Consider the following 23,272-nt stretch of genomic DNA (forward strand, 5'->3'; position numbering starts at 1 on the left):
ATGGCACTTGAGTTATTGGTTTATAATTATTGGTTTGGTTCAAAAACTGCACGTTGTGCAGAGATGCCTGGCATCAAACTGTTTAGTTTTTCGAACAGGGTAAATCTATAGCAGTAGCTAATAAATAAATTGTCTGTGTGTCAAAAAGTATAGCATAAATGTCTATTTGACAATTAATTTAGCATGGCCTCGATTTGTGATTTAATTATTTGATTTTCAGCAAATTATGTTTTACTAAAATAACCGAGACCTATAGCAATAAAGTTTTTTTTGTATAAAAGGATAGTACTGGGAGGTTATAATAGGCAAGTTATTTTGGTGTTGGGATGCAAAAAAATTACCCGTGTAAAAACACCAATTCTAACAAAAGCAAGGTAGATGCTAAAAGGTAAATCGCTCTACTACATCGATTTAGTATGCCGGGAACCCGACTCATATAAAGCATCGTTTTAAAGGTAATAGCGGTATTGAAGATATAATCGCCACGGTGAGTATATCAGGCCTGATTAAATTTTAGAAATGCACGATGCCAATAATAACCCTTCAGTGAGAGCATGTTCGGCAAGTGTATACGGTATTTCGCCGGTATGTGAAATTGTAAATTATTTATAATGCCAGATCTTTAACTCCTAAGAAAGGAAAAAGCTATTCAGCTGAGGGACTCTTATTTTCCCGTTTCAGCTGAATATATTCACTGGGCTTCATATTAAATTGCGTTTTAAAAGCCCTTGCAAAATAGTTTGGTGTAGAAAAGCCCACTGCATAACTTACCTGAGACACGGTCATATCGCTCTTTTCCAGTAAAATTACGGCTTTATCAAGCCTTACCGAGCGCACAAAATCTACCGGAGTTTTTCCGGTTAGTTCCAGTATTTTTGTATAGAGCGATCCACGGCTCATAACCAGTTTACGACTTAAGCCTTCAATAGATAACTGCGAATTGGTCAGATTTTCCTCGATATACTGAACCACCTTGCTCATTAGCTTCTCGTTGTTAGATTCGATCTTCGTCTCAGGAGCTAACAGATTGATCTGTTTACTGTAAGTAGTTTTCAATCTTTCGTTCAACTCCAGTAAATTTCGAATCTTGGCATTCAGAATATCCATATTAAATGGCTTGGTAATGTAGTCGTTTGCCCCAATTTCAAGGCCCAGCAACTGATTTTCCTCGCCTGTTAGAGCCGTTAACAATAAAACCGGAATATGACTGGTTCTTTTGTCTGATTTTATTTTGCGGCACAGATCTATACCGCTAACCTGGGGCATGCTTATATCGCTTATTACCAGCTGCGGATGCGAAAACAAAACTTTTTGCCAGCCATCTTTGCCGTTAGTAGCTTCCTCAACACGGTAACTTGTTTTTAAATTATCTTTAAGGTATAATCTAAAATCGTCATTATCTTCAACTAAAAGGATATTTGCCAGTTGCTCATACGGAACTTCTTCGGTCAATTTTGTTGCGGGTAAATTCTCCGGGTTATCAAGCTCATCGTCTGCTATGTCTTCATCGTTATATTCGTCGTCAATGCATTTCAATGGCAGGCAGATGGTAAAGGTTGAACCTTCTTTTTCAACGCTCTCAACGCTAATGGTTCCACCGTGCAACTTCACAAATTCTCTTGTTAGCGATAAGCCGATACCGCTACCTTTGTTTAGTATGGCCGAACTTACATCAGACTGAAAAAAACGGTCGAATATTTTTTCTTTGTCCTCCTCTGCAATGCCAATGCCTGTATCAGTTAACTGGATGATTAGCCCGTTGGCGTGTTCATCTTTTTTGATGGATAACGTTACTTCTCCGCCGCTCAAAGTAAACTTGAATGCGTTTGACAGGAGGTTAAAAAGAATGCGCTCAATTTTTTCGTGATCAAAACTGGCAAAATAAAATTTCAGGGAACTATGTATCTCAAAATTAATAAGTCTTCTTTCTGACAGATCCTTGAACGATTCTACAACATCCAGGGTAAACGCTATAAAGTCTCCAACGGTGGGGTTTAAGCGCAGCTCTTTATCTTCCATGTTTCGAAAATCAAGCAGCTGATTTACAAGGTTTAGCAGGCGCCTGGCATTTCTTCTAATCATACCTAATTGGTCTGCCTTGGGCGTGCTGGTCTCTATATGTAATAATTGATCAACCGGACCCATAATGAGCGAGATAGGGGTGCGAAATTCATGACTCAAATTGGTGAGCAATTTTATTCTCATTTGATCAAAACTATGGCGTTGTTCTGCTTCCCGGCGTTCCTGTGCTATTGTTTGCCGTTCCTGCTCAAGGGCGAACTTTGTTTCCAGTTTTTCTATTGCACGGTACCGGCTATACAAAAGTATTAAGGCTACCAACAAAATATAAAACGCATACGCATAATAGGTTTTCCAGAATGGAGGGCGCACATTTACAATTATTGACGTTGTCGGGCTTGTCCAACTGCCGTTCTCGCTAACCGCTTTTACATAAAAAGTATATTGCCCGGGGTCAAGGTTGGTATAACTAACGGTATTATTATCTCCTATATTTATCCAATCTCTGTCAAACTTATCAAGCTTATACAAATACTTACTTTCATGCGGCGAAGTAAAATCGAGTGCTATAAAACTTAATGAAAAGTTTTGGCGCTGATCAATGTCGATCTCTTTTGCTATCGAAATGTGTTCTTTGATTTCAGCATCTGGCGATGGAACAACATTTTTGTTTGAAATGCGAAGTTGCGTTAAAACCACCCGCGGAATTTTTTTGCTGAAGCTAAAATGTTCAGGGTTGCCGTAATTGAAACCATTGGTACCCCCAAATAACAGTGTGCCGTTTGCTAATTTTAAACCGGCACCCAACACAAACGGACTGCGCTGTAAGCCATTGTGATGGGTATAGTTGGTGAATTTATTAAGTTTACGGTCAAAACTACTGATCCCTTTATTGGTACTTACCCAAATCTTGCCAGAATTATCCTCCAGTATTTTATAGATCACCTCGTCGGCCAGGCCATCTTTTTCCTTATAGACAAAAAAGTCCTTTTTTTTATCGTCGAAGCGCGCTAACCCACCCTCGCTCAGTCCTACCCAAAATATTCCGTCGGCACCAACACATATGGTGTTAATGGAGTTTTTCGGCAGTTCGCTATTGAAGCTGTTCAAAGCAACGGCCTTACCCTTAAACGGGTTATAAATTACCATGCCGGCACCGCTTGATCCTATTAAAATATTACCCGCCCTGTCTTCCTCAATAGCACGGATGTAGCCGTTAAGCGGAATGAAGTGCGAGCCGGTTTCGTGCTTACTGTAACGATAAAATATTTTAGTAGACGGATTATACATATTCACACCTTGTCCGTTGGTGCCAAGCCAAACGTTCCCCCTGCTATCGCGCTTTATGCAAAATATATCATTACCACTAAGGTTTTGAGGGCCGGTACCTTTGGTTATGTGCCTGCTTTGTCCGGTATTGGTATCGTAAATGAATAAGCCATGCAGAAAAGTTCCGATCCATATTTCTGATCCAACCCTTTCCATCGCTAATATCGCTTCCTTAGTACTATTGCCGAAAAGTGGCAAATGAGTAAACAGGCCGGTTTTAAAATCATAAAAATTTAATCCTCCACCGTCTGTTCCAACGTAAACCCCGTTACTGTCAACTGCTGCAAATGATGTCACCACATCAGCGCTAAGCCCTCTAAGATCAAAGTGGTTACTCTGACGGAGGTCAAAAAAAGCAAGATTTTTATCGTACTTATTAACACCGCAACGGTAGGTGCCAACCCAAAATATGTTATCCCGATCAATAAGAATAGTCTTCACTGCCTTGCCTATCAGACTATAATTATTCCGCGGATCCCGCTCAATACGCCTAACGGTTCCACTTGCCGGATTCAGAATATCAAGCCCTTCTTCCGTGCCAATCCATATGTCCCCGCCGGGTTCTGCTGCTAAAGCGTAAACTAAATTGCTGCTTAAACTGCCGTTATCGTCAGCCCTATGTTTATAGTTTTTGAAGCTGTTACTGCCGGGAACAACCATGCTAACGCCATTATATGTACCTACCCATATGTTGCCTTTTTTATCTTGCGCGATAGATGATATTGAATTATCTCCGGGCTCAGAGGTATTTGCATAGGCGTAGGGTTTAAAAGTCTGCGTTTTAGAGTTATATAGATATAGGCCTGTTTTATTGCCCACCCAAAGCTGCTTTTTATTGTCTCTGAAAACGCATTGCACCTCCTTAGAAACTGCCAGTTTATCGGTGGCGTTTTTTGCTTTGAACCAGGAGAATTTCAAGGTAGTTGGATCCAGTACAACTACTCCGTCTAATGTTCCTAACCACAACTTATCATCAGGCCCCAGGGTGATTGAAAAAATAAGCAGGCCTACAATACGTCGGTTTACAAAACAGTCCAATTTCCGATCATACATCGCCATACCGACGCTGGTTCCAATCCACAAATTCCCGTTTTTATCCTCGCAAAGCGCGTGTACGTCGTTGGATAGTAAACTACTGGTATCATTTTCGGCGTGGCGGTATACGGTAAATTCCTTACCATCAAAGCGGTTTAATCCGCCGTCTGTACCATACCACATGTAACCATATTTATCTTTAAAAATGGTATTTACAATATTTGAAGATAGGCCATCATTGCTGGCTAAGTTGATGAAATTCAATTCGCGCTCCTGGGCAAAGCCGGTACGCAGCAGCATACAGAAAAAGATAACGAAATAAAAGAAAACATGCTTCAGCATGTTAAAAAAATACTTCTTAACCACTTTTGTATCAGAAAATAAAAATTTTGTATAACGGCATCAATATAGGGCGCGTGTTGTCAATTGCATTTTACCGCATATAACCACAGCTAAACAAAACTACCATATTTGTTTGAAAGCGCGTCTTATGTCAAATACTTTCTTATCGCAAACGATGTATCTGGGTATAAAGCGCTAATATGGTTATGATAACGAGGAACAGTTTGCTTTACGGATAGGAGCGTATACCGGCTTGTGGTTAAGGCCCGCAGATGTATAAGCGGATAGCCCGCGCAGGCAACGCTATACTAATGCTTCTTTTTCTTATTCATTTTAGCCTTCTCGCTGGCCTTTAAATTGTAGTTTTTGGCATTGCTTGCCTTCTTTTCATGAAATGCGGCTCCGGGAGCAACATCATCTGCTTTAGCTTTGGCGGCTTTCTTTTCGGCAGTATCGGCGCTGCGTTCTTTTTCAATAAGCAGCTCCTGGGGCAATTCTGCCAGGGGCATTTTTTGACCGGTAGCCTGCTCAATTTTTTTAACCGCGCTTAGTTCAAGGTCTGTAGCGAAGGTAATGGCCATGGTATCAGTTTCAACATCAGGCAAATGATTAATTACACGGTTGATGTAGGTTTCTTTTTCAACGGGTAATTCAAAATGGATGAGGAATGGGACATCAGCCACATCAAGCTGCTGTTCTGTATCGTTTACCACAATAAGTACCCGGGTAGCTGCATTTTTAAAATCATGCAGCGATGTAAAGCCATCCATATCAAAAAACCAGGGGTTTAACAAAGCCACCGTACTTTTACCGCCCTGCAGACTTTTGTACAATTTCTCGGCAGTAGGGCGGGTGTTTACAAATACCACTACCTTGGTAAACAGGTCCTCATCCTGCATAAACAGGTTAAGCAGGTTTACTTTGGTGCCAAAATTAGGCAGCACATATAATATCTGCGGATGCATATCAAACTGCGGCTCGCCAATTTCTTCCACCTCAACTGTGGCCGGTTGCTTCATAAAAGGCGCTATCATTTTGTTTAAGCGCTCATGCAGTACTTCGGTAAAAACAAGGTGCTGGCATTTGGGTATGCTATCAGCCAGTTCGGTAACGGGTAGTTGCAGGCCTTGTTTAACAACCATTTCGGCATCGTCAATAACCAGCAGTTCTATCTTATTTACATCAAGGCCCAATTTAAGGTAAATGGCACGCGCCCTATCAGGTGTTGCTACCACAATATCGGCACCATCCGCCATGGCATTCATCTGGGCTTCTGTACCGGGGGTAGCATATAACCCGACTATAGACAGGCTTGTGTTTTTGTTAAGCTGATTGATCTTAGCAATAACATCTTCTACCTTTTCTTTATCAGGTACCAGTATCAAAACCTTGGGCACACCATCGGGCGTGTAGTTAAACTTATTGAGCGCGGCTAATATATAGGTAGTGGTTTTGCCGCAACCTTCGGGGCCAATAGCTATTACATCCTGACCGCCTGCAATACGCGCCAATGTTTTTTGCTGAATTTCTTTAGGGCCTGCAAAGCCTGCTTCGTTCAAAGCTTGTACTAAACTTTTTTTCAGCTTTAGTTTATCTAACCACGCCATATCTTGTGTTTTAAAAATTACAGTTATGCAATTCGCGGTAGCAAACCTACACATAAACCCACAAAAAAAGTCCCTGATTTTCATCATGGGGCCGAGAGCCCGCCAGGAAATAAGCCTAATTTATTTTATTACTTGCAGGTTGGTGTTAATCTTGTATGTATGGTTAGGCCGGGTGGAAAGGTTTAGATCCTTCCCTTGGTAATTTAATACGCAATTCCCTCCGTTTTTAGACAGTAGTTCTGTTTTCAGCAATCTTCCGTTCTTCCACACCATCGTTATCTCGAACCCTCCCCGTGCGCGCACTCCTTTTACCGTTCCATTTTTCCATGCATCTGGCAAAGCGGGTAAAAGCATAATACGTTCACCATCGCTCTGTAACAACATTTCCACAACGCCCGCAGCACCACCAAAGTTACCATCAATCTGAAAAGGAGGGTGTGCATCAAGCAAGTTAGGGTATGTGCCTCCACCCGCTGTGTAATTTATGTTTTTAGCACCATCAGGTGGTACAAACCTGAGCAACTCGCGAAACATTTTATAAGCATGGTTGCCGTCTTTTAACCTTGCCCACAAGTTAATGCGCCAGCCCTTTGACCATCCGGTGGTTTCATCTCCTCTTGTCTGTAGGGTTTTTTCGGCTGCGGCTGCCAAATCGGGCGTTTTTTCCCGCGTTATCTGGTGGCCGGGATATAAACCATATAAATGTGTTTGATGCCTGTGTTTGGGATCAGGTTCCTCCCAATCGTAATACCACTCTTGTAAATTCCCTTTCTTTCCTATCTGGTAAGGGTAAAGCTGCTTCATTGCTGCTTTTATACTGTCTCTAAAAGGCAAGTCGATCTTCAGTTCTTCTGAGGCAGCAATCGTTTGTTTAAAACACTCCCGTATCATAGCCATATCGGCAGTTGAACCGTATAAGGTTGAACCCTTTACACCATCATTCGTTTTAAATGAATTCTCCGGAGAAGTAGACGGTGCGGTGACAAGGAAACCTTGTTTATCTTTCACCAGCCAGTCTAAACAGAACAAAGCAGCACCTTTCATTAACGGATAAGCATAGCTTTTTAAAAAAGCTTTATCTCGGGTGTATTGATAATGATCCCATAAGTGAGTTACAACCCACGCGCCGCTCATGTTCCAGTTAGCCCAATTGGGCTCGCCCTTACCAAACTCACCAACCGGATTGCTCGTTGCCCATATGTCTGAATTATGGGCTGATGCCCAACCACGATTAATACCGTAGAACGTGCTGGCAGTACTCTTGCCTGTTTTTGCTACATTGCCTATAAAAGTCAAGAAAGGCATATGCATTTCTGATAGATTGGCAGATTCAGCCATCCAGTAGTTCTCTTCCACATTGATATTCATTGTATAATTAGAACTCCATGGTGGTCTGATATAGGGATTCCATATGCCCTGTAGGTTAGCAGGTACCCCATTTATGCGGGAACTTGAGATTAAGAGATAACGGCCATACTGAAAATACAATGCTTCCAGGTTCTTGTCATCCGCTCCCGTACTGTAAGCGTTTAAACGTTCAGGCGTAGGCTTATCTATTACGGCACCTCCATCCAGATCCAGATCAACCCGTTTAAAATAACGTTGGTAGTCTGTAACGTGACGTTTATAAAGAATGCTGTAATCTTTTAGGGCGGCATCATCCAACTGCTTTTGGGCAATAGCTTTGTTGTCTAACCCGTTTTTGGCAGGGTCTTTATCAAATCCGTTAAAGCTGGTAGCGGTACTAACATATAGTATCACCTCATCTGCATTACTTACAATAAGAGAAGTATCTGAGACAGCCACAACGCCACCTTTATTTTTTACGCGTATATCAGAAGAAAATCTTGTGCCTCTTTTTTCATCAAAGCGAATGGGGTCAATTTCACGCCAATAATCGGGGGCGACATGATAAGGCGTGTAACCGTTAACAATCAGCGTTTTGTTTGCCTTAGCAGTGACATACTTTAACTGACTTTTAAAGGATATTGTAAAACTTAAAGCACCTTTACGGCTTGCGGTCATCTTTATAACCATCACTTTGTCAGGATTTGACACGAAGTACTGACGCGCGAAATGCGTTCCGTTCTGGTCATAGCTTAGTTTTGATACAGCGTTGTTGATATCCAATTGCCGCTTATAGTTCGCGACTTCGCCTGTCTGCTTGAAATTAATAGATAATGTCCCAAGTGGCATATATGATTCAGAGAATTTACCTTGCAAGGTTCTGTTAAGACGATCAGCCTGACGGTAATCTTCCTTAAATAAAGCTTCGCGTATACCAGGGAGATTCTTGTAAGCTTCGGGATTTATATCTGCCTTTACGGGTTCGCCAGACCAAAGAGTGGCGTCGTTTAAATAAATCTGATCGGTGCTTACTCCTCCAAACACTGTAGCGCCTGTTTTACCATTACCAAGAAGAATTGCTTCTTCAAAATGTTCGGCAGGTTTATCAAACCAAAGAACGTTACGGCTTTGCCCAAAGCTAAGCGTGGACGTAAGACAAAAAATAATAAGGTAGGCGGATGAAAGGAGTTTTTTCATAATTGGATAAGGCTAAGTTAAGAATGAAATTGATATAAAACATCCCACGCTTGCTCAAAACCGTAGTGAAGTAGGGCAGTTTTTGTATGCCTATGGCTAATTGCTTGGTGGCTTTCCAAAAAATCCAAATCCACAAAAAAAGCCCCTGATTTTCATCAGAGGCTTTACTGGGTAGCGGGAGCAGGACTCGAACCTACGACCTTCGGGTTATGAGCTTGAAAATAAAGCATTATTTTGACTTATAATAGCCATAATATGCTGTTTTTTGCCTCAAAATGCGTCTTGTGATGCAACCTGATACCATGTGATTACGGCCAAACCGTTAACACAGCGTTAACAGAATTCCGATCTTGCCCTTGGTGAAAACAGAAATTTTTTCATCAAAAATAATTAAAAATGGCAACTATCAAAATCGTTACCTGGAGCCGCGCCGATAAGGACGGTAACTATCCAATTGGCTTTAAAATTTCAAATAATGGTAAGCCAACTTACATCTTTGAAGGACACACGTTACCAAGCCGGGATCTGTGGGACGCAAAGAAACAACAAATCAAAAATACTAGGGCTGTACCCAACGCAGCACGTCTAACAAATTACTTAACCAAAAGACTTTCCGAACTTAGGGACAAAGCCATTCAACTTCAAACAGATCAAACTGTAACTCACGTAACCGAGATCAAATATGCTTATAAACAAGCCCATGAACCAATTCCGGAGCCTATACATAGTTATTTTAATACCGTAGCAGATCAATATTTGGAAGAGCAAAAAGCTTGTGGCAATCGCGAAGCTTATTTGTCTGACCGAGGGCGATTAAACAGATTTTACGAGTTTGCCAAAAACGAGAAGCTAACTTTTCCTGACGTTACCGTGGACTTTTTACGGCGATATCAAATCTTTCTGAAACAAGTGCGTAAGCAGGGGAAAGACATAACGATCCCTGGTAAGCCGTTAAGCGAGCACACAATTGTCAACCACCTTATGATTGTTCGTACAATTTATAATCGAGCAATCACGGCCAAGCTGGCAAGTAAAGATGATTATCCTTTCGGTGGTGAGGGTAAAATATCAATCAAAAAACCAGAATCCTCAAAAATTGGATTAGATGAAACCGAGATTCAAAATTTGGAATCAGTTGACCTTTCTGAACTACCCCCAATTTACAATGATGCGCGCAATATTTGGCTTACTGAATACATGTTTGCTGGTATGCGCGTGACCGATTGTTTGCTGCTAAAATGGACGGATTTTCAAAATGGGAGATTGTATTATCAGATGTCAAAAAATGGCGAACATGGCTCTGTTAAAGTACCGGCAAAAGCAATCTCTATTATTGAACAGTACAAAAGATACGCTACCGACAAAGAGTTCAATAAGCATAGTTTAATATTTCCATACCTTATGGATTTGCCGACACTGGACGACAGATTTCAGTTACGCCGAAGGGTCGCTTTTACTGTAAGCCGCCTTAACAAAGCCATGAAAAAAATTATGGAGATGATTGGCAGCACAAAAAACGCTTCGCAACATAAGGCCAGGCATTCTTTCGCTCAACGGGCTGAAATAATGGAGATACATCCGAAAGTGCTTCAGAAAATGTACCGTCACGAAAGTATTTTGACGACTATGAAATATCAATCAACCTTTTCACATGATAAAATAGATGCTGCAATGGATGCGGTAATTGGAAATTAACCTAGCGTCGCGATATTCTGCTGGGCTTCAAAATCTCTATATTTACTGGATGAATAAAAATGGACTAACTTGGAAAAAACTGAAATGGGAAGATTTTCAAAAAGTTAGTTTATTTTTATTGCAGAAAGATCTCAGTAACTCGGCCATCGAGGAGTACCTTAGGCAAGGTCATTTTCAAGCAGGTATAGACCTTTACCATTTCGAGCAGTCCACAGGTAAATATGTTTGTATACAATGCAAGCACACAGATATTACACTATCAAAATTAAAGGTAGCACTGTCGTTTTTTCTTTCTGGTGAGTTTGCAGATAAGAGTGAAGCATTTATAATAACTACTACCACTTTACTTCAAAATACAAAAATCCAGACCTGGATATCAGAACAAAAAATCACTTTGCGAGAGCAAAAAGGAATTGCATTTGATGTCTTGGATAGAGAACGTTTGAATGATCGTTTGGTGTGGCAATTTCGGATAGTGGAGAAATATTTTGGCATTAAGGAAGCAGTAGATCATTGTTTTCAGCCTTCATTCGAAATGCCTGAGATTACACCAATACCTGAATTTATTGGAAGGGATATTCAAAAATTTAATGAAGTTACCACTGAAGACAAGTGGCACGGTAATGATTCACCGCATACAACTATAACTTTAACAGATTTACTTTCTGCGCCTTTAGAAAAGGGAATCTGTGTGATTGGTGAAGCTTATGAAGGTAAAAGCAGTCTCTTTAAACAAACAGCTTGGGAGTTGAATAGCCTTGATTTAGGTCTAAGAGCATTACTGTTAGATTTGAAATTTTGTTCCGTAGTACCAATCGCAAACCTATTGGATACGAATTTCGGCACATGGATGGAAATTCCGGCCAAGAACCTAATACTTTTAATAGATGGCTTAGATGAAGTTCCAGCAGAACAATTCCATACGGTTACGGGCAACATTCGTGATTTTCAAAAAAAGCACCCAGCGATCCGTTTAGCCCTATCGTGTCGAAAAATTTTTTACAGGTATCAAAATCTTGATACCGAGTTAAGCAGCTTTGACTCATTTGAACTTGCTGAGTTGCATATGCGTCAGATCTTCGATTACATGGAACCGCGTTTAGGTGGGCGGCAAAGGGCACTTGACTTTTATGCTGAAATGAATGGGCTGGGTATTGCAGATTTGCTTGGTATACCGTTTTATCTAATCAATTTAACCAAATGGTTCAGCGACGCTAAGATACAAATGCCGAAAAATAAGATGGCTATCGCTGATCGTTTTGTAGACGAATCCTTACAAATTTCGTCCACCCGCAAGCTAAGAATGGGCTTAAGCCTCGAGAGATTCCGGGTGAAGTATAGAAATGCGTTGCAACAATTGGCATTATTGTTACAAATAAGAGGTTTAAATGCCTGCAACGAAGAAGACTTGCAACAATTTTTTTCACAGGAAGATATCGACTTATTGACCCATAGCTCAATTTTAAACATAAAAAGCGAACAATGGTCGTTTATAAATGCGTTGTTTCAGGAGCAATTGGCAGCTTTGGCATTACTCAAATTAGATGGATCTACTGTGATAGATTTGGTTACTGTAGGAGATAGAATAAAAAAGGTAAGTAGAAAGTGGATACAAACGTTGGCTACTTATTTGTCTCTACTATCTGAAACGAATGTTCACCGAAACAGAATTGTAGATGTCATTGAGGCGGATAATATAGAATTACTTGCATTAAGTGAAGGGAGTAAATTTAGTCAGGCGTTTCGATTAGAAGTATTACAAAAAATATTACATAGAACCATAAAATATCAGGCGCGATTGGTGGCAATTGATGAGTCAGACTTGGCAAGTTTCGCTGGAAATCAAGATTTGGTGGTAGATGAATTGCTCGGGGTTTTAAGAAGTAATAGCGTGATGATTGCGAAAATTGTAGCGTGCCGTGTTTTACGGCACTTACATTTAGCATCCAGCCAAGCGGATCGCTACACCGCAGTTGCGAAGGAGCTATTAGTTGATATGAGCAATGCGGATTTGGGACGTTTATTACTTGAGGCCGTGGCATTTTATAAGCACGGAGATGAAGATTTTTTGGGTATACTATTAAAAAATCCTCTCCTCAAAACCTCACACCAGTTTAGGCAAGGCCTTTACCAATTTCTTGCGACGCATAAACTGATTGACCAGTATTATGAATTATTGTTGAACGGATTTGAACCACTTGAACGATACAATTCTCACACATCGCACTTTGGTTCAGAAAAAAGGCTACTTGACCTTTTACTTACCTCTCGTAAGCGTAGTGTTATTACTCAATTATTAGATTTTACGCAAGGCGAATTATTTCGACGGCAATTCCGAGACGATAAGGATGGAACAAAACAATTTTATCAATCTCTAACCGAGGTTTGTGCAGAGATTTATAAAAGTGATCCCTTAATAATTTTTCCTGTTGTCAGGTATCTGATTAATACTGGACGGCTTCATTATGATAGAGATCCAAATGAAATGTCTGGCTTTTTAACCTTGACACAAACTCATGCGTTCGGCCTGAAAATTGCTTTACTTACCGCAGATAAAAACGGACTCCAGGCGTATGCTTTCTCTCGTTCGTTGAATTCATCCTGTTTTAGCGACTTATTGTATGCAGTAGAAGAAGGATATATCGACCGTGCTGATTTCAAGATTTTTTGTAACGGGCTTTATTACAGTGGGCGTTCTGACGAGGCTTTAGAACTCGAAAAATTAGGAGAGCAAGCTTTTAATTTTTTTGAAATCCCAAACCCCAATGCCAATGCATGGCAAAAAGCAGAAGAACGTAAGCGTAAAAATGATCTTCATTTTATTAGTTCTAGAACAAATTTCCGGGAAGGAATTATGCGATTATTTAAAATTGCCGGAAGAACCATAATTAAAACAGATGCACTATATAAGAGATTTGATGAAGACAATCTAAAGAACAAGATTGCGTCTAGTTATTTAACTCAGTTTGTAAGCCTACAGGCCGAAGAGAAGGTAGTGTCGCTTGAAGTTTGCCTGCAAGCAGTGGATGATGATATATATTTCAAAGGGTGGAGAGGTGGGCAACTCCTTAAAGGATATCTAAAACGTTATTATCCGGAAGCGATAGAGGAGATGCTAAAAAACTATTATGATGGAGAAATAGTGGAATTTCCGTTCACTGAAATTAATACAGTAAGCTCAGAGCATTTACTTTATCAGGCTGGCCAGTTGATGAAAATATGGGCCGAATATCGATGGCCGACTAACGATGAAATAATCTTAGAGTTTTCTAGGATCAATGTAGAAAATTACGGTGGAATTCGTCATGCAGAGATCAACAGGGGCACGTCGGTGAATGCGCTGCTAATAAAACATTTTGCTCATAAACCTCAACTGCTCAAACATAAAGTATTACAAAATCTTGAAAGCGGGTTGGTGGATTATAGAGCAATAGGAACACAGTTTGAAATTTGTAGAGAACTAACAATCCTGGAATCGCTGCCGTACATTTTGGATGCTATCAAAAATAAGAAGTGTTATACTAACCACCTAGACGATTACATGTCCTTATATATCTTGTTAGGGGGTGAACACTCCGAGTTATTGCCAATTTTTGAAAGTATTACGGAACTGAACGATTATTTATTCATGTTCATGATAAAACTGCTGGCACAAGTATATCCCGATATCGTAATAAAGAGGTTGTGCGAATGTTTGAATTCACCTGATACCGATTTTGCTCGAAAGATTGAAGCTGCGCAGTGGCTATCGAATTTGGGGAATAAACAGGGCTTTTTTTTCCTTATCGGTCAATTTAAAGCTGGTAAGGCCGCACCATTTGATATTCAAGGTAAAGTGTCATACTGGAACGTAGATACACAATGGGGATTAAAACAGCTAAGTCCACTGATGTATTTATTACTTGATGAAGAAACTGAAACAATTCGTTTTCATCACTCACCCAGAAATTTAATGTTGGAGATATTAAGTGGATTTGCCTCAAAAAGCGAATCTGATTTAAACTTAGTGGTATCATTTATGGAATCATCCGCAGACAAATTATCAAAAACTTACCCGGAAAATTCGGGGCACTTATTGTGGCATGCCGAACAGATGAGTGAAAGATTTAGGCAAATTAATAACACAAATCACACCAATTCCTACATTAGAACGCTATTTGAACATGTCAATAACGCTTAGTTTTCATGTTATAAGCTTAACTGCTAAACAATAGTAATAAGCAAAGGAAATTTAGCGACTACATAAATAAATAGCTCCAAAAATTTGTTCATGAGTAAACGATCATTAACTCACGAACAAAAAAGATATTTCACCCTCAAAATCCCCTTCCCCGACCCTTCAATTTCAGGCACTTCCATTCCGAGCTAAGCGCTTTTTAACCCTTTTCTGTTCAAATATAAACGATCGTTTACTTATGAACAGAAAATGGGACAAGATGAAGCATGCAATCGCGTATTACCGGGTTTCCACATGCAAGCAAGGTAGAAGTGGATTAGGATTGGAAGCACAGCAGACCGCAGTAAAACAGTACTGCAAGGAAAATGATTTTGCAATTCTCGCGGAAATTGTCGAAGTACGGTCTACGCGCAAACACCGTAAGGGGCTATTCAAGGCACTTGATCTGTGTACGCAAAAAAAAGCAACGTTAATCGTTGCTAAGCTTGACCGACTTGGCAGGGATGTTGAAGAGATCGCCGGAATCGTAAAATCGAAGGTTGAAATTAAAGTAGTAGATAATCCCCATGCGGACCGCTTTACCATTCATATTCTGGCAGCTGTTGCCCAGGAACAAAGGCAACGGATTAGCGATACAACCAAGGAGGCGTTATGTGCTGCCAAGAAAAGGGGAATGAAGCTTGGAAAAAACGGTAAAGCCCTCGCAGAAACTAATAAAAGGGCGGCAATCGATTTTGCTTACAAGCTGGATCCGCTGATTAGACAATTAAGATGCAGAGGTATCAAGACTGTAAGGCAAATTTCCAAAGCATTAAATAAAAAGAGAGTGCCGACTTTCCGCGGAGTCGGCAAATGGCATCCAAGCACAGTCGCGACACTTATTAACAGGCTAAAGAAAAACACAATCATTCACTACCCGCACACCGCGTAGTTGTGCCTCAATATTTACGAAATGAGAAAACTTGTACTAATAACCATGTGTATGCTTTGCATGCTCGGTTGCAAAAAGAGTGAAAAACCACAACCTGCCCAACCTCCAATGATTAGCAGTTTTTCGCCAATGGACGCGCAGGTCGGTGAAACAATCAAGATATCCGGTACAAATTTCGGGACCGATATTAATGCGGTTTTCGTTAATATCGGGAGTTCAGCAAATGCCAAGCCGAATTCTGTTACTGATACTGAGATTTGGATTAACATACCTCCAGATGCAAAATCAGGGTATATACAAGTAACCTCTAAAGGCAATGCTGCAACCAGTAGCCAACAATTTACTCTTACAGATGCCACTACCCCCAGGCATACGATTTCTGCATTTTCACCAACTTCCGCAAAGGTGGGTGAAAACGTGACGATCACAGGCACCGGCTTTGGAACAAGCAAAGATCTGGTTTCTATCAAGTTTGGCGCATCTGTCGATGTACACCCGCAAACAATTTCGGCAACCCAAATAACTGTGGTTGTTCCGGCAGATGCTGCATCCGGAAATATAAAAGTTGCGGTAAATGGGAGTTCTTATCTGTCTTCGACAGGGACATTCACACTTAAGGTCCCGCAAGTCGTTATTGCCGAGTTTTATCCGACAACCGCAACATTAGGAGATACCGTAATACTTAAAGGGACATTCGGCACCGACCTTGCAAATCACCGGATATATTTCAATGGTGCCGACATGGTACACCCATTTAAATACACTGACAAAGAATTACAGGTAGTGGTGCCGTCAAAGGCAACAACCGGAAAAATTAAAGTTTACAGCAACTATTATCTGGAAACAGCGGAAAGTAAAACTGACATTATCATTTTGCCGATCACGGGTGTTTACCAAATTAAGCAGACCTCTGCACGGCTAGGAGAGACCGTTTTAATAAATGGTGATTTCGATAACGTAGACAAAGCGAAGATCACTGTTCTGTTCTTTGGTTCTGCTACACCAGTTCATCCTTATAGAGTGTCCGGCAGCTACATCTATGTGAAAATCCCTGACGACGCCAGAACCGGCAAAATAAAGGTCACTCGAGACGGTTACGGCACCGGCACCAGCGCATCTTCATTTATGATCGCAACTCCGCTGCCCGCCGTTCCCTCGGGTACATGGACGGTGCGGCCAGAAATGCCCATAATTCCAGGTAGGCAGGGAGCCATTGCGTTCGTGATTGGCAAAAAGGCATACATTGGTATGGGAACGACCAATGCGCCGTTTGATGACCACGCTGAATCAGATATGTGGGAGTATGACCAGAAATACGACGCATGGACACAGGTTGCAAGTTATGCTGGAGGTGGGCGCGTATTCGCTACAGCATTTGCTATAGGCAGCAAAGGCTATGTAGGTACAGGGGAAGACAACGCGGTAGCAGTGACAAAAGATTTTTGGGAGTACGACTCTTCATTAAATACATGGACAAGGAAAGCAGATTTACCGGCAACCGCACGTGCACATGCCACAGCATTCACAGTTGATAATAAAGGATACATCGCTACTGGGTTAAACGGCAATACAATGATGAGCGACGTTTACCAATATACGCCGGCAATTAATAGCTGGCTAAAAGTAGCGTCGATTCCGACCACTCGATACGCACCTTACTCTTTTGTAATCAGTGATAAAGCGTATGTTGGAGGCGGTAACATAAACGACCTGTATATGTATGATTACTCAAATAATACATGGACTGCAAAGGCCGCGATCACTGGGTATGATTACTTAATCGGCAATTCTAGTTTCGCAGTAGGCGGCAAAGCATATATCGGGCTGGGTTTTAAAGGCTCTACAACGACAAAGAAAGTATTCTGCTATAATCCTGCATCAAATAGCTGGCAACAAATTGCTGATTTTGGTGGGGATGCTCGAACCTTTGGAGTTGGATTTGCGCTTGGCGATATTGGCTATTTCGGTTTAGGTGGCGGATCATCAAACTATGGTGTGGTTTACAAAGATTTATGGGCCTATAAACCGTAAAGAATGAAGACTTATTATTTTTTATTTGCTTGCAGTTTATCATCATTGCTTGGTAGCTGCCAATCGAGAGAGAGTGGTAATGACCAGTTAAGCCGCTACACTGCGAAAATCTATCTGGTTGATTCAACCGGCTATGGCTATGACATATACCTCGATACTAAAATGATCATTCATCAACCAATGATTCCAGGTGTTCTAGGACGTAGCGGATTCAGGACAAGAGCAAATGCGCAGGACGTTGCTAATTTGATTATATCGAAGTTGGAAAAGGCGATCATGCCGCCCAGCGTTTCTCAACGAGAACTTGACAGTTTAAATATTGAACTGTGATAGTTGAATTGGCAGACTGTAAATTTCAATGTTTATCGCGTAAGGATTGGTGCCGAAACAGCAAAGAGCCTGAATTTTTGATAATCCCATAAACCATATTGCGGATCATATTCCCGAAATATGACGTAATGGGTATTTGACTATTTGTCGGCTTCTTCTTTTTTCAACTGAATTTTTTTCATCCAGGCGAAGCTATGTTCCAAAGTTGCACCGGTGCCATATTTGGTTCGGCCTTTAAAAGCGTGGCCCATCAAATCCGTTTGGATGCGATCCGGACAATCGGCATTAGTGAGACGATCCTGAAAACTATGCCTCAGTGAATAAGGACTATGTCGCGGTGAGGGTTGTAAGTTGTTCTCACGCAAGAATTTTCCAATTGCAGAACTTGCACTGTCAGAGTTTTTTACTATGTGAGAAAATCCCTTGGGATATGCTTTAAACGCATCTAAAGCAAATCCTACAAGTGGCATTACGCGGGAACGATGCTTGTTCTTCAATTTATCTTTATCACGCGACACGATCCTTATATGCGGTATCTTATGATCGATGGAAATATCTTCCGGTAAGATGCCAATTTGTTCATCTACATGAACACCTGTTTCGGCAAAGACTTGGATCATTTTTTTGAAATGATCAGATAAACCCGCCATTTTTTCATCATTCAGAAGGGTATTAACGATGAAGTCAGATGTGTAAGGCAGACGCGGCTCGTAATCGTCTTCAAACATCAATTTCGAGAATAAGTACTGCTTTTCTTGTTTAATATTGAGATTATCACAAACGGTTTCTATGATCGATTTAACCTGACTTATGCTTTTGTTAGCAGTTCCGGTTTTGACTTTTTTCTCACCGCTGATGCGGTCTATCCACCAATTTTTGTAAGTAAGGAAATCCTGGCGCGTAACGTCTTGAACGGCTTTATTGCCTATAAGATTAATGAACGAGTTTATGGCGTTCAGGCGAGGGTTTTTCCATCTCCTGTATTGTCTTTCACACTTCTTGATTTTTTCTTCTTTTGTCAAATCAAGAAATTTGGGAAACAGATCAGCAAGCATAATTTGCGGTTCTGCAACCGTTCCCAATAAAGCTTCCACATGATGTTTATTAAGTTTTTGATCGGCCAAAAAAAGGACCCGCTGAATCAGTTGTTCAACTGTTCCAGACAGAAGCTCGAGTTTATCAAGATATTGAAACCCTAACAACGATGCGCGTTTATTCGCCTGTACAAATGCCTCATGTGCTTCAAATTGGCCTGTAGCCTTAAGACTTTTCCAATATTCTATGAGCTTTGTATTTTCGAGGCCGGCAAGTCTTATCGCTTCTTTCTTACAGCGGGTTTTTAAGGAAGATCTGACAAACCTACGAGAATCATACGCCTTAAATTCAGTTGGAACCCGGCGGTGAAAATACCAAACCTGGTTGCGGCAAACGACGTTTAGCACAGACAAGTATCCCTTTTTGTATCGCAAGATTTTGAAACTTGCGGGATACTACGCGACTGTAACGTCGGTGGTCGGCATTTTATTGGAAAATCAACGATTAAGATCGTTGTTTACTGTTTTAACATCCATTAAAATGGCTCCTCGAGCAAGAAGCGGCTATCCCTAGTTTTAAAACCTTACGTGGTTGAAAACATTAGAAATTCAATAGACAGTTTTGATTTGTTGTATCGCAACTAGTATCTCGTTTCCTTTTGTTACTCTAATTGAAGGATAGACATTAAGCAAGAACAAAATATATCGGCAGTATTTTTGCTCATCAGATTAGAAAAACCTATGTCTTTAACTTTACACGTAATCGAAAATATTCGTAAGTACAGAGAATCGCGCCGGTATACCCAAGAGTATATGGGTTACACACTTGGAGTAGGTCAGAATGCTTACAGCAAGCTTGAATTGGGCAAGACGAAGCTAACACTTGAACAGCTCTTTTCTATTTCTTACACATTGAATGTAGAACCAGCGCTGCTAATGAGAAAAACAGATAAGAAGTTACCGAAGCGACGTTACAAAACACAAAACGATCAAATGTAGGTTTACTACTTAGTGTAAATTAGAGCGAAAAACCTTTATCCATTTCGCTATTTAAACCTATTGATCAACGTAACGCTAAATATTTTTTTGCTGAATAAGCTGAATACTTTGTCCGTGGTCCTCACGTAGATACTATCAAAGCGAGTTTTTGTGCTGGTATTTTCTCCAACGTTGCAACATCCAGTTCAACGATATCTGCCAGGCTCACTTCTAAAATAACGGCGATGGCCATTACTCTTGATAGTGATATGTTAGTGTATCCTAATTCGATCTTACTGTAGGCATTTTGAGAAATGCCTAGTTTCAGAGCCAAATATTCTTGTGAATAATTCCGGAATTCTCTGATCGTCCGGATGTTTGAAAACACTTTTTTTAACACTGCCTCTGTCATTTTAATTATTATAATTTCTCCATGCGATGTTTTATTAACTACGAAAAAAATAAATAAAGGGTTTTTAGCTTCTAATATAAATGAACCGTGCGCGAAATAACATCTAAACTTAACGTTTTGTTATAATTTATTTCACACCTCTCAGTAATATGGTATTCCTGCCGGTTGTTGTTCAAATTGATCATTTTGAGGTTGTTGGCATGGTGTTAGTTTATGTACTGTCACAAGGGATCGCCGAAAACCTTACAACAGAGTAGGCAAAATTTTAATTAGAGAAACCATGAAAATGCAAGAATTGAACAACGCTGAGTTACAGGAAGTAAACGGCGGATCTATTTTTGGAGGTAATGATTCTTCATCAAGTAGCGAAAGTGGATTAATTGGAAATTTAGGAGTTGGTAATTTATTATCATTCCAAAGTGCAAGCCGGGATGGTGACGAAAGTAGCGCCTCTTCCTTCTCATTAGGAAATGGCATTACAGCCAGTTTGGGCGGTATATTAAACCAGCTTTCAAGCAGTAATTAAAATTTTATCACAAAGACAGGAGCGGTTTAACCGCTCCTGTTTATTTAAGCAACCAACGGGGAATGCCGAAAACCCACGAAAAGAGTAGGCAATGTTAAACATCTATAAAAATAAATTATGAAAACTAAAAAATTAACCGCAAAAGAGTTAGAAGAAACTAACGGCGGATCGTCATCATCAAGTAACACACAAAGTGGATTAGCCGGTGCAGTAGGTATTGGCAACTTAGCTTCATTATCAAGCTCAAGCCAGGATGGCGACGAGTCTAGCTCAACAAGCACTTCATTAGGTAACGGCATCAATGCTGACCTGGGCGGTATCTTAAACAAAGGTTTAAGCAACGACTAATTTTATAATTACAGGACCACGCCGAAAATCCTTAACAGAGTAGGCAAACATCTATACTATAAATAAAAAACATCATGGAACCAAAAAAATTAAGCCAAGAGGAAATCGAGGCGACAAACGGCGGTAGCGATTCAAATTCATCAGGCGTATCAGGATTAACCGGTAACCTGGGTATAGGCAATTTAGCTTCATTATCAAATTCAAGCCAGGACGGCGACGAATCAAGCTCATCAGACCTGTCATTAGGTAACGATATTGGCGGTGATCTGGGCGGTATCCTACGTGGCGATTCAAGCAAATCATAATCAAAGCCGTTAGCGGCTCAAATAAGATTTCAAAATAAGGGGATGGTCTTGCTGTCCCCTTATTTGGTTAACAATATTTAATACAATGCTATGGCAGTCAAAAATAAAAAACAGAATCTCCGTCAGCTGGATGCTGCGGAATCGACCGAAATTAATGGCGGCACCACTAATAGCGCATCCATTAATATGAGCAGTAGTACAGACTCATTATTATCAATAGAATTTAACTGGCAGCAGGGCGACAGCTCAAAAAGCTACAAGGTAGAAGCAGGCAAGGATGTGGACGTAAATTTAAACGTTTACGGCAACGGCACCCAATAGGCTGATACCTATATTATAAAATAAAAATGGGAGAGTATTTGCTGTCCCATTTTTTGTAAAACAGTTTAGCTGATTTTGCTATTTAACATCAGGTATTTATCATGGACGAAAACGACAAAATATTTCCGGCAGAATTTCTCTCGCAAACTGCCGAATATCATTTTAATCAGAATAACCCCAAAACCAACATTATTTATAAAATAGTATTGGGCTTTGTTATTGTGGCCATATTCTCCATGTTTTTTATCAAGATCAACATTAATGTTAAAAGCCTCGGCACTATCAAATCATCTACCGAACATAATGAAGTTAAGGCCCTTGTATCCGGCCGTATTGATTCAATTGGGCTTGCAGAAAACGCGCATGTAGTTAAAGGGCAGATATTGGTAAAGTTAAGTGATGCTGCCATCAGTCAGCAAGACATTGCTGCCAAAAGCCAGCAAAGCGAGTTTTTAGCACAGCGGGCCGATTTGGACATATTGGCTGAAATAGCAAAAACGCAAAAATGGGATCAATCACCCGAGTTAACATCTGAGCTTTATAGCCAACAGTATGTATTACTGCAGCAAAGGGCACGAGATGCAAAAGCAACATTAGTAGTAGCCACACGCAACGACAACAGATATAGCTACCTGTATCGCGCAAGGGCAGTTTCAGCTGCCGAGTACGACGCTCAGCATCTGATCTATCAGAATGCTAAAAGTGCTTTACAATTGATCTACGATGAACAGGGAGCACGATGGCAGGCCGAATTAAATACGTTAAAAACCCGGATGCGCAGTTTGGTGTCAGAGGGCGAATCCATTAAAGAGCAAATGGATTATTATACGCTTAGAGCGCCTGTAAGCGGAACCGTACAAAACCTTAAAGGTGTACAGGCGGGCAGTGTGATTGCTGCCAATGAAATTATAGCAGAAATATCCCCCGAAACAGGATTGATTGCCGAAGTGTATGTGTTACCAAAGGATGTTGGTTTAATTAACACCGGCATAAAGGTAAATTTTCAGGTTGATGCTTTTAATTACAATCAATGGGGTTTGGTAACCGGTAAAGTGTTGACTGTATCCAATGATATTTTTACCAATGAAGGGCAGCAACCCTATTTTAAAGTACGATGCAAACTGGATAACAATTCGCTGAAGTTAAAAAATGGCTATGTAGGGCGATTAAAAAAAGGGATGACACTACAGGCTAATTTTTATGTTACCCGACGCACATTGTTCCAGTTAATGTATGATAAAACTAATGATTGGCTTAACCCGGCACAATTAGATAAAGACAAAACCAAAACCACCGCACAATTATAGT

Annotated in this window: 16 protein-coding genes; 11 read left to right on the forward strand and 5 right to left on the reverse strand. The window is 40.6% G+C overall.

Going from position 1 to position 23,272, the window contains the following annotated elements; all coding sequences use genetic code 11:
- Positions 1 to 645: 645 nt before the first annotated feature.
- The 3 genes from ACFQZS_RS17095 to ACFQZS_RS17105 all read right to left on the reverse strand — a co-directional run bounded on the left by ACFQZS_RS17095 (position 646) and on the right by ACFQZS_RS17105 (position 8,876).
- On the reverse strand, positions 646 to 4,725 hold the full coding sequence (locus ACFQZS_RS17095; RefSeq protein ID WP_377102178.1) for a hybrid sensor histidine kinase/response regulator transcription factor: 4,080 nt from the start codon (positions 4,723 to 4,725) through the stop codon (positions 646 to 648).
- A gap of 308 nt (positions 4,726 to 5,033) precedes the next feature.
- Complete coding sequence (locus ACFQZS_RS17100) at positions 5,034 to 6,332, reverse strand: DEAD/DEAH box helicase (protein WP_377102179.1); 1,299 nt, start codon at positions 6,330 to 6,332, stop codon at positions 5,034 to 5,036.
- Positions 6,333 to 6,452: 120 nt separating this feature from the next.
- Positions 6,453 to 8,876, reverse strand: coding sequence for a glycoside hydrolase family 95 protein (locus ACFQZS_RS17105; protein WP_377102180.1), 2,424 nt, complete (start codon positions 8,874 to 8,876; stop codon positions 6,453 to 6,455).
- Between the two features lie 396 nt (positions 8,877 to 9,272).
- Here ACFQZS_RS17105 and ACFQZS_RS17110 point away from each other — a divergent pair, with 396 nt between their 5' ends.
- The 5 genes from ACFQZS_RS17110 to ACFQZS_RS17130 all read left to right on the forward strand — a co-directional run bounded on the left by ACFQZS_RS17110 (position 9,273) and on the right by ACFQZS_RS17130 (position 18,040).
- A complete protein-coding gene (locus ACFQZS_RS17110; RefSeq protein WP_377102181.1) occupies positions 9,273 to 10,571 on the forward strand; it encodes a tyrosine-type recombinase/integrase in 1,299 nt (432 codons plus the stop codon).
- Positions 10,572 to 10,620: 49 nt separating this feature from the next.
- Complete coding sequence (locus ACFQZS_RS17115) at positions 10,621 to 14,751, forward strand: NACHT domain-containing protein (protein ID WP_377102182.1); 4,131 nt, start codon at positions 10,621 to 10,623, stop codon at positions 14,749 to 14,751.
- Between the two features lie 235 nt (positions 14,752 to 14,986).
- Positions 14,987 to 15,679, forward strand: a complete 693-nt coding sequence (locus ACFQZS_RS17120; RefSeq protein WP_377102183.1) for a recombinase family protein — start codon at positions 14,987 to 14,989, stop codon at positions 15,677 to 15,679.
- A gap of 21 nt (positions 15,680 to 15,700) precedes the next feature.
- On the forward strand, positions 15,701 to 17,710 hold the full coding sequence (locus ACFQZS_RS17125; protein WP_377102184.1) for an IPT/TIG domain-containing protein: 2,010 nt from the start codon (positions 15,701 to 15,703) through the stop codon (positions 17,708 to 17,710).
- 3 nt (positions 17,711 to 17,713) lie between these two features.
- The gene (locus ACFQZS_RS17130) at positions 17,714 to 18,040 is read left to right on the forward strand and encodes a DUF4907 domain-containing protein (protein WP_377102185.1); all 327 of its coding nucleotides are present in this window, start codon (positions 17,714 to 17,716) and stop codon (positions 18,038 to 18,040) included.
- A gap of 140 nt (positions 18,041 to 18,180) precedes the next feature.
- Here the strand turns inward: ACFQZS_RS17130 and ACFQZS_RS17135 are convergent, their stop codons facing one another.
- Positions 18,181 to 19,482 (reverse strand): DUF6538 domain-containing protein, encoded by a 1,302-nt coding sequence (locus tag ACFQZS_RS17135; RefSeq protein WP_377102186.1) that lies wholly within the window; start codon positions 19,480 to 19,482, stop codon positions 18,181 to 18,183.
- Between the two features lie 333 nt (positions 19,483 to 19,815).
- Between ACFQZS_RS17135 and ACFQZS_RS17140 the strand changes: the two genes are divergently transcribed.
- On the forward strand, positions 19,816 to 20,073 hold the full coding sequence (locus tag ACFQZS_RS17140) for a helix-turn-helix domain-containing protein (protein WP_377102187.1): 258 nt from the start codon (positions 19,816 to 19,818) through the stop codon (positions 20,071 to 20,073).
- A 121-nt stretch (positions 20,074 to 20,194) separates the two neighbouring features.
- On the opposite strand, the gene ACFQZS_RS17145 is transcribed toward ACFQZS_RS17140, so the two are convergent.
- On the reverse strand, positions 20,195 to 20,464 hold the full coding sequence (locus ACFQZS_RS17145; protein WP_377102188.1) for a helix-turn-helix domain-containing protein: 270 nt from the start codon (positions 20,462 to 20,464) through the stop codon (positions 20,195 to 20,197).
- Positions 20,465 to 20,744: 280 nt separating this feature from the next.
- Here ACFQZS_RS17145 and ACFQZS_RS17150 point away from each other — a divergent pair, with 280 nt between their 5' ends.
- From ACFQZS_RS17150 to ACFQZS_RS17170, 5 genes are all read left to right on the forward strand, one after another.
- A complete protein-coding gene (locus tag ACFQZS_RS17150; protein ID WP_377102189.1) occupies positions 20,745 to 20,990 on the forward strand; it encodes a hypothetical protein in 246 nt (81 codons plus the stop codon).
- Between the two features lie 117 nt (positions 20,991 to 21,107).
- Positions 21,108 to 21,338 carry a hypothetical protein gene (locus tag ACFQZS_RS17155; RefSeq protein WP_377102190.1) on the forward strand — a complete coding sequence of 77 codons (231 nt, stop codon included), beginning with the start codon at positions 21,108 to 21,110 and terminating at the stop codon, positions 21,336 to 21,338.
- Between the two features lie 74 nt (positions 21,339 to 21,412).
- Positions 21,413 to 21,643, forward strand: coding sequence for a hypothetical protein (locus ACFQZS_RS17160; protein WP_377102191.1), 231 nt, complete (start codon positions 21,413 to 21,415; stop codon positions 21,641 to 21,643).
- Positions 21,644 to 21,733: 90 nt separating this feature from the next.
- Positions 21,734 to 21,964 (forward strand): hypothetical protein, encoded by a 231-nt coding sequence (locus ACFQZS_RS17165; RefSeq protein ID WP_377102192.1) that lies wholly within the window; start codon positions 21,734 to 21,736, stop codon positions 21,962 to 21,964.
- Positions 21,965 to 22,065: 101 nt separating this feature from the next.
- Positions 22,066 to 23,271 carry an HlyD family secretion protein gene (locus tag ACFQZS_RS17170; protein WP_377102193.1) on the forward strand — a complete coding sequence of 402 codons (1,206 nt, stop codon included), beginning with the start codon at positions 22,066 to 22,068 and terminating at the stop codon, positions 23,269 to 23,271.
- Position 23,272 lies beyond the last annotated feature (1 nt).

Source organism: Mucilaginibacter calamicampi, from assembly GCF_042676765.1.
GTDB classification, from domain to species: Bacteria; Bacteroidota; Bacteroidia; order Sphingobacteriales; family Sphingobacteriaceae; genus Mucilaginibacter; species Mucilaginibacter calamicampi.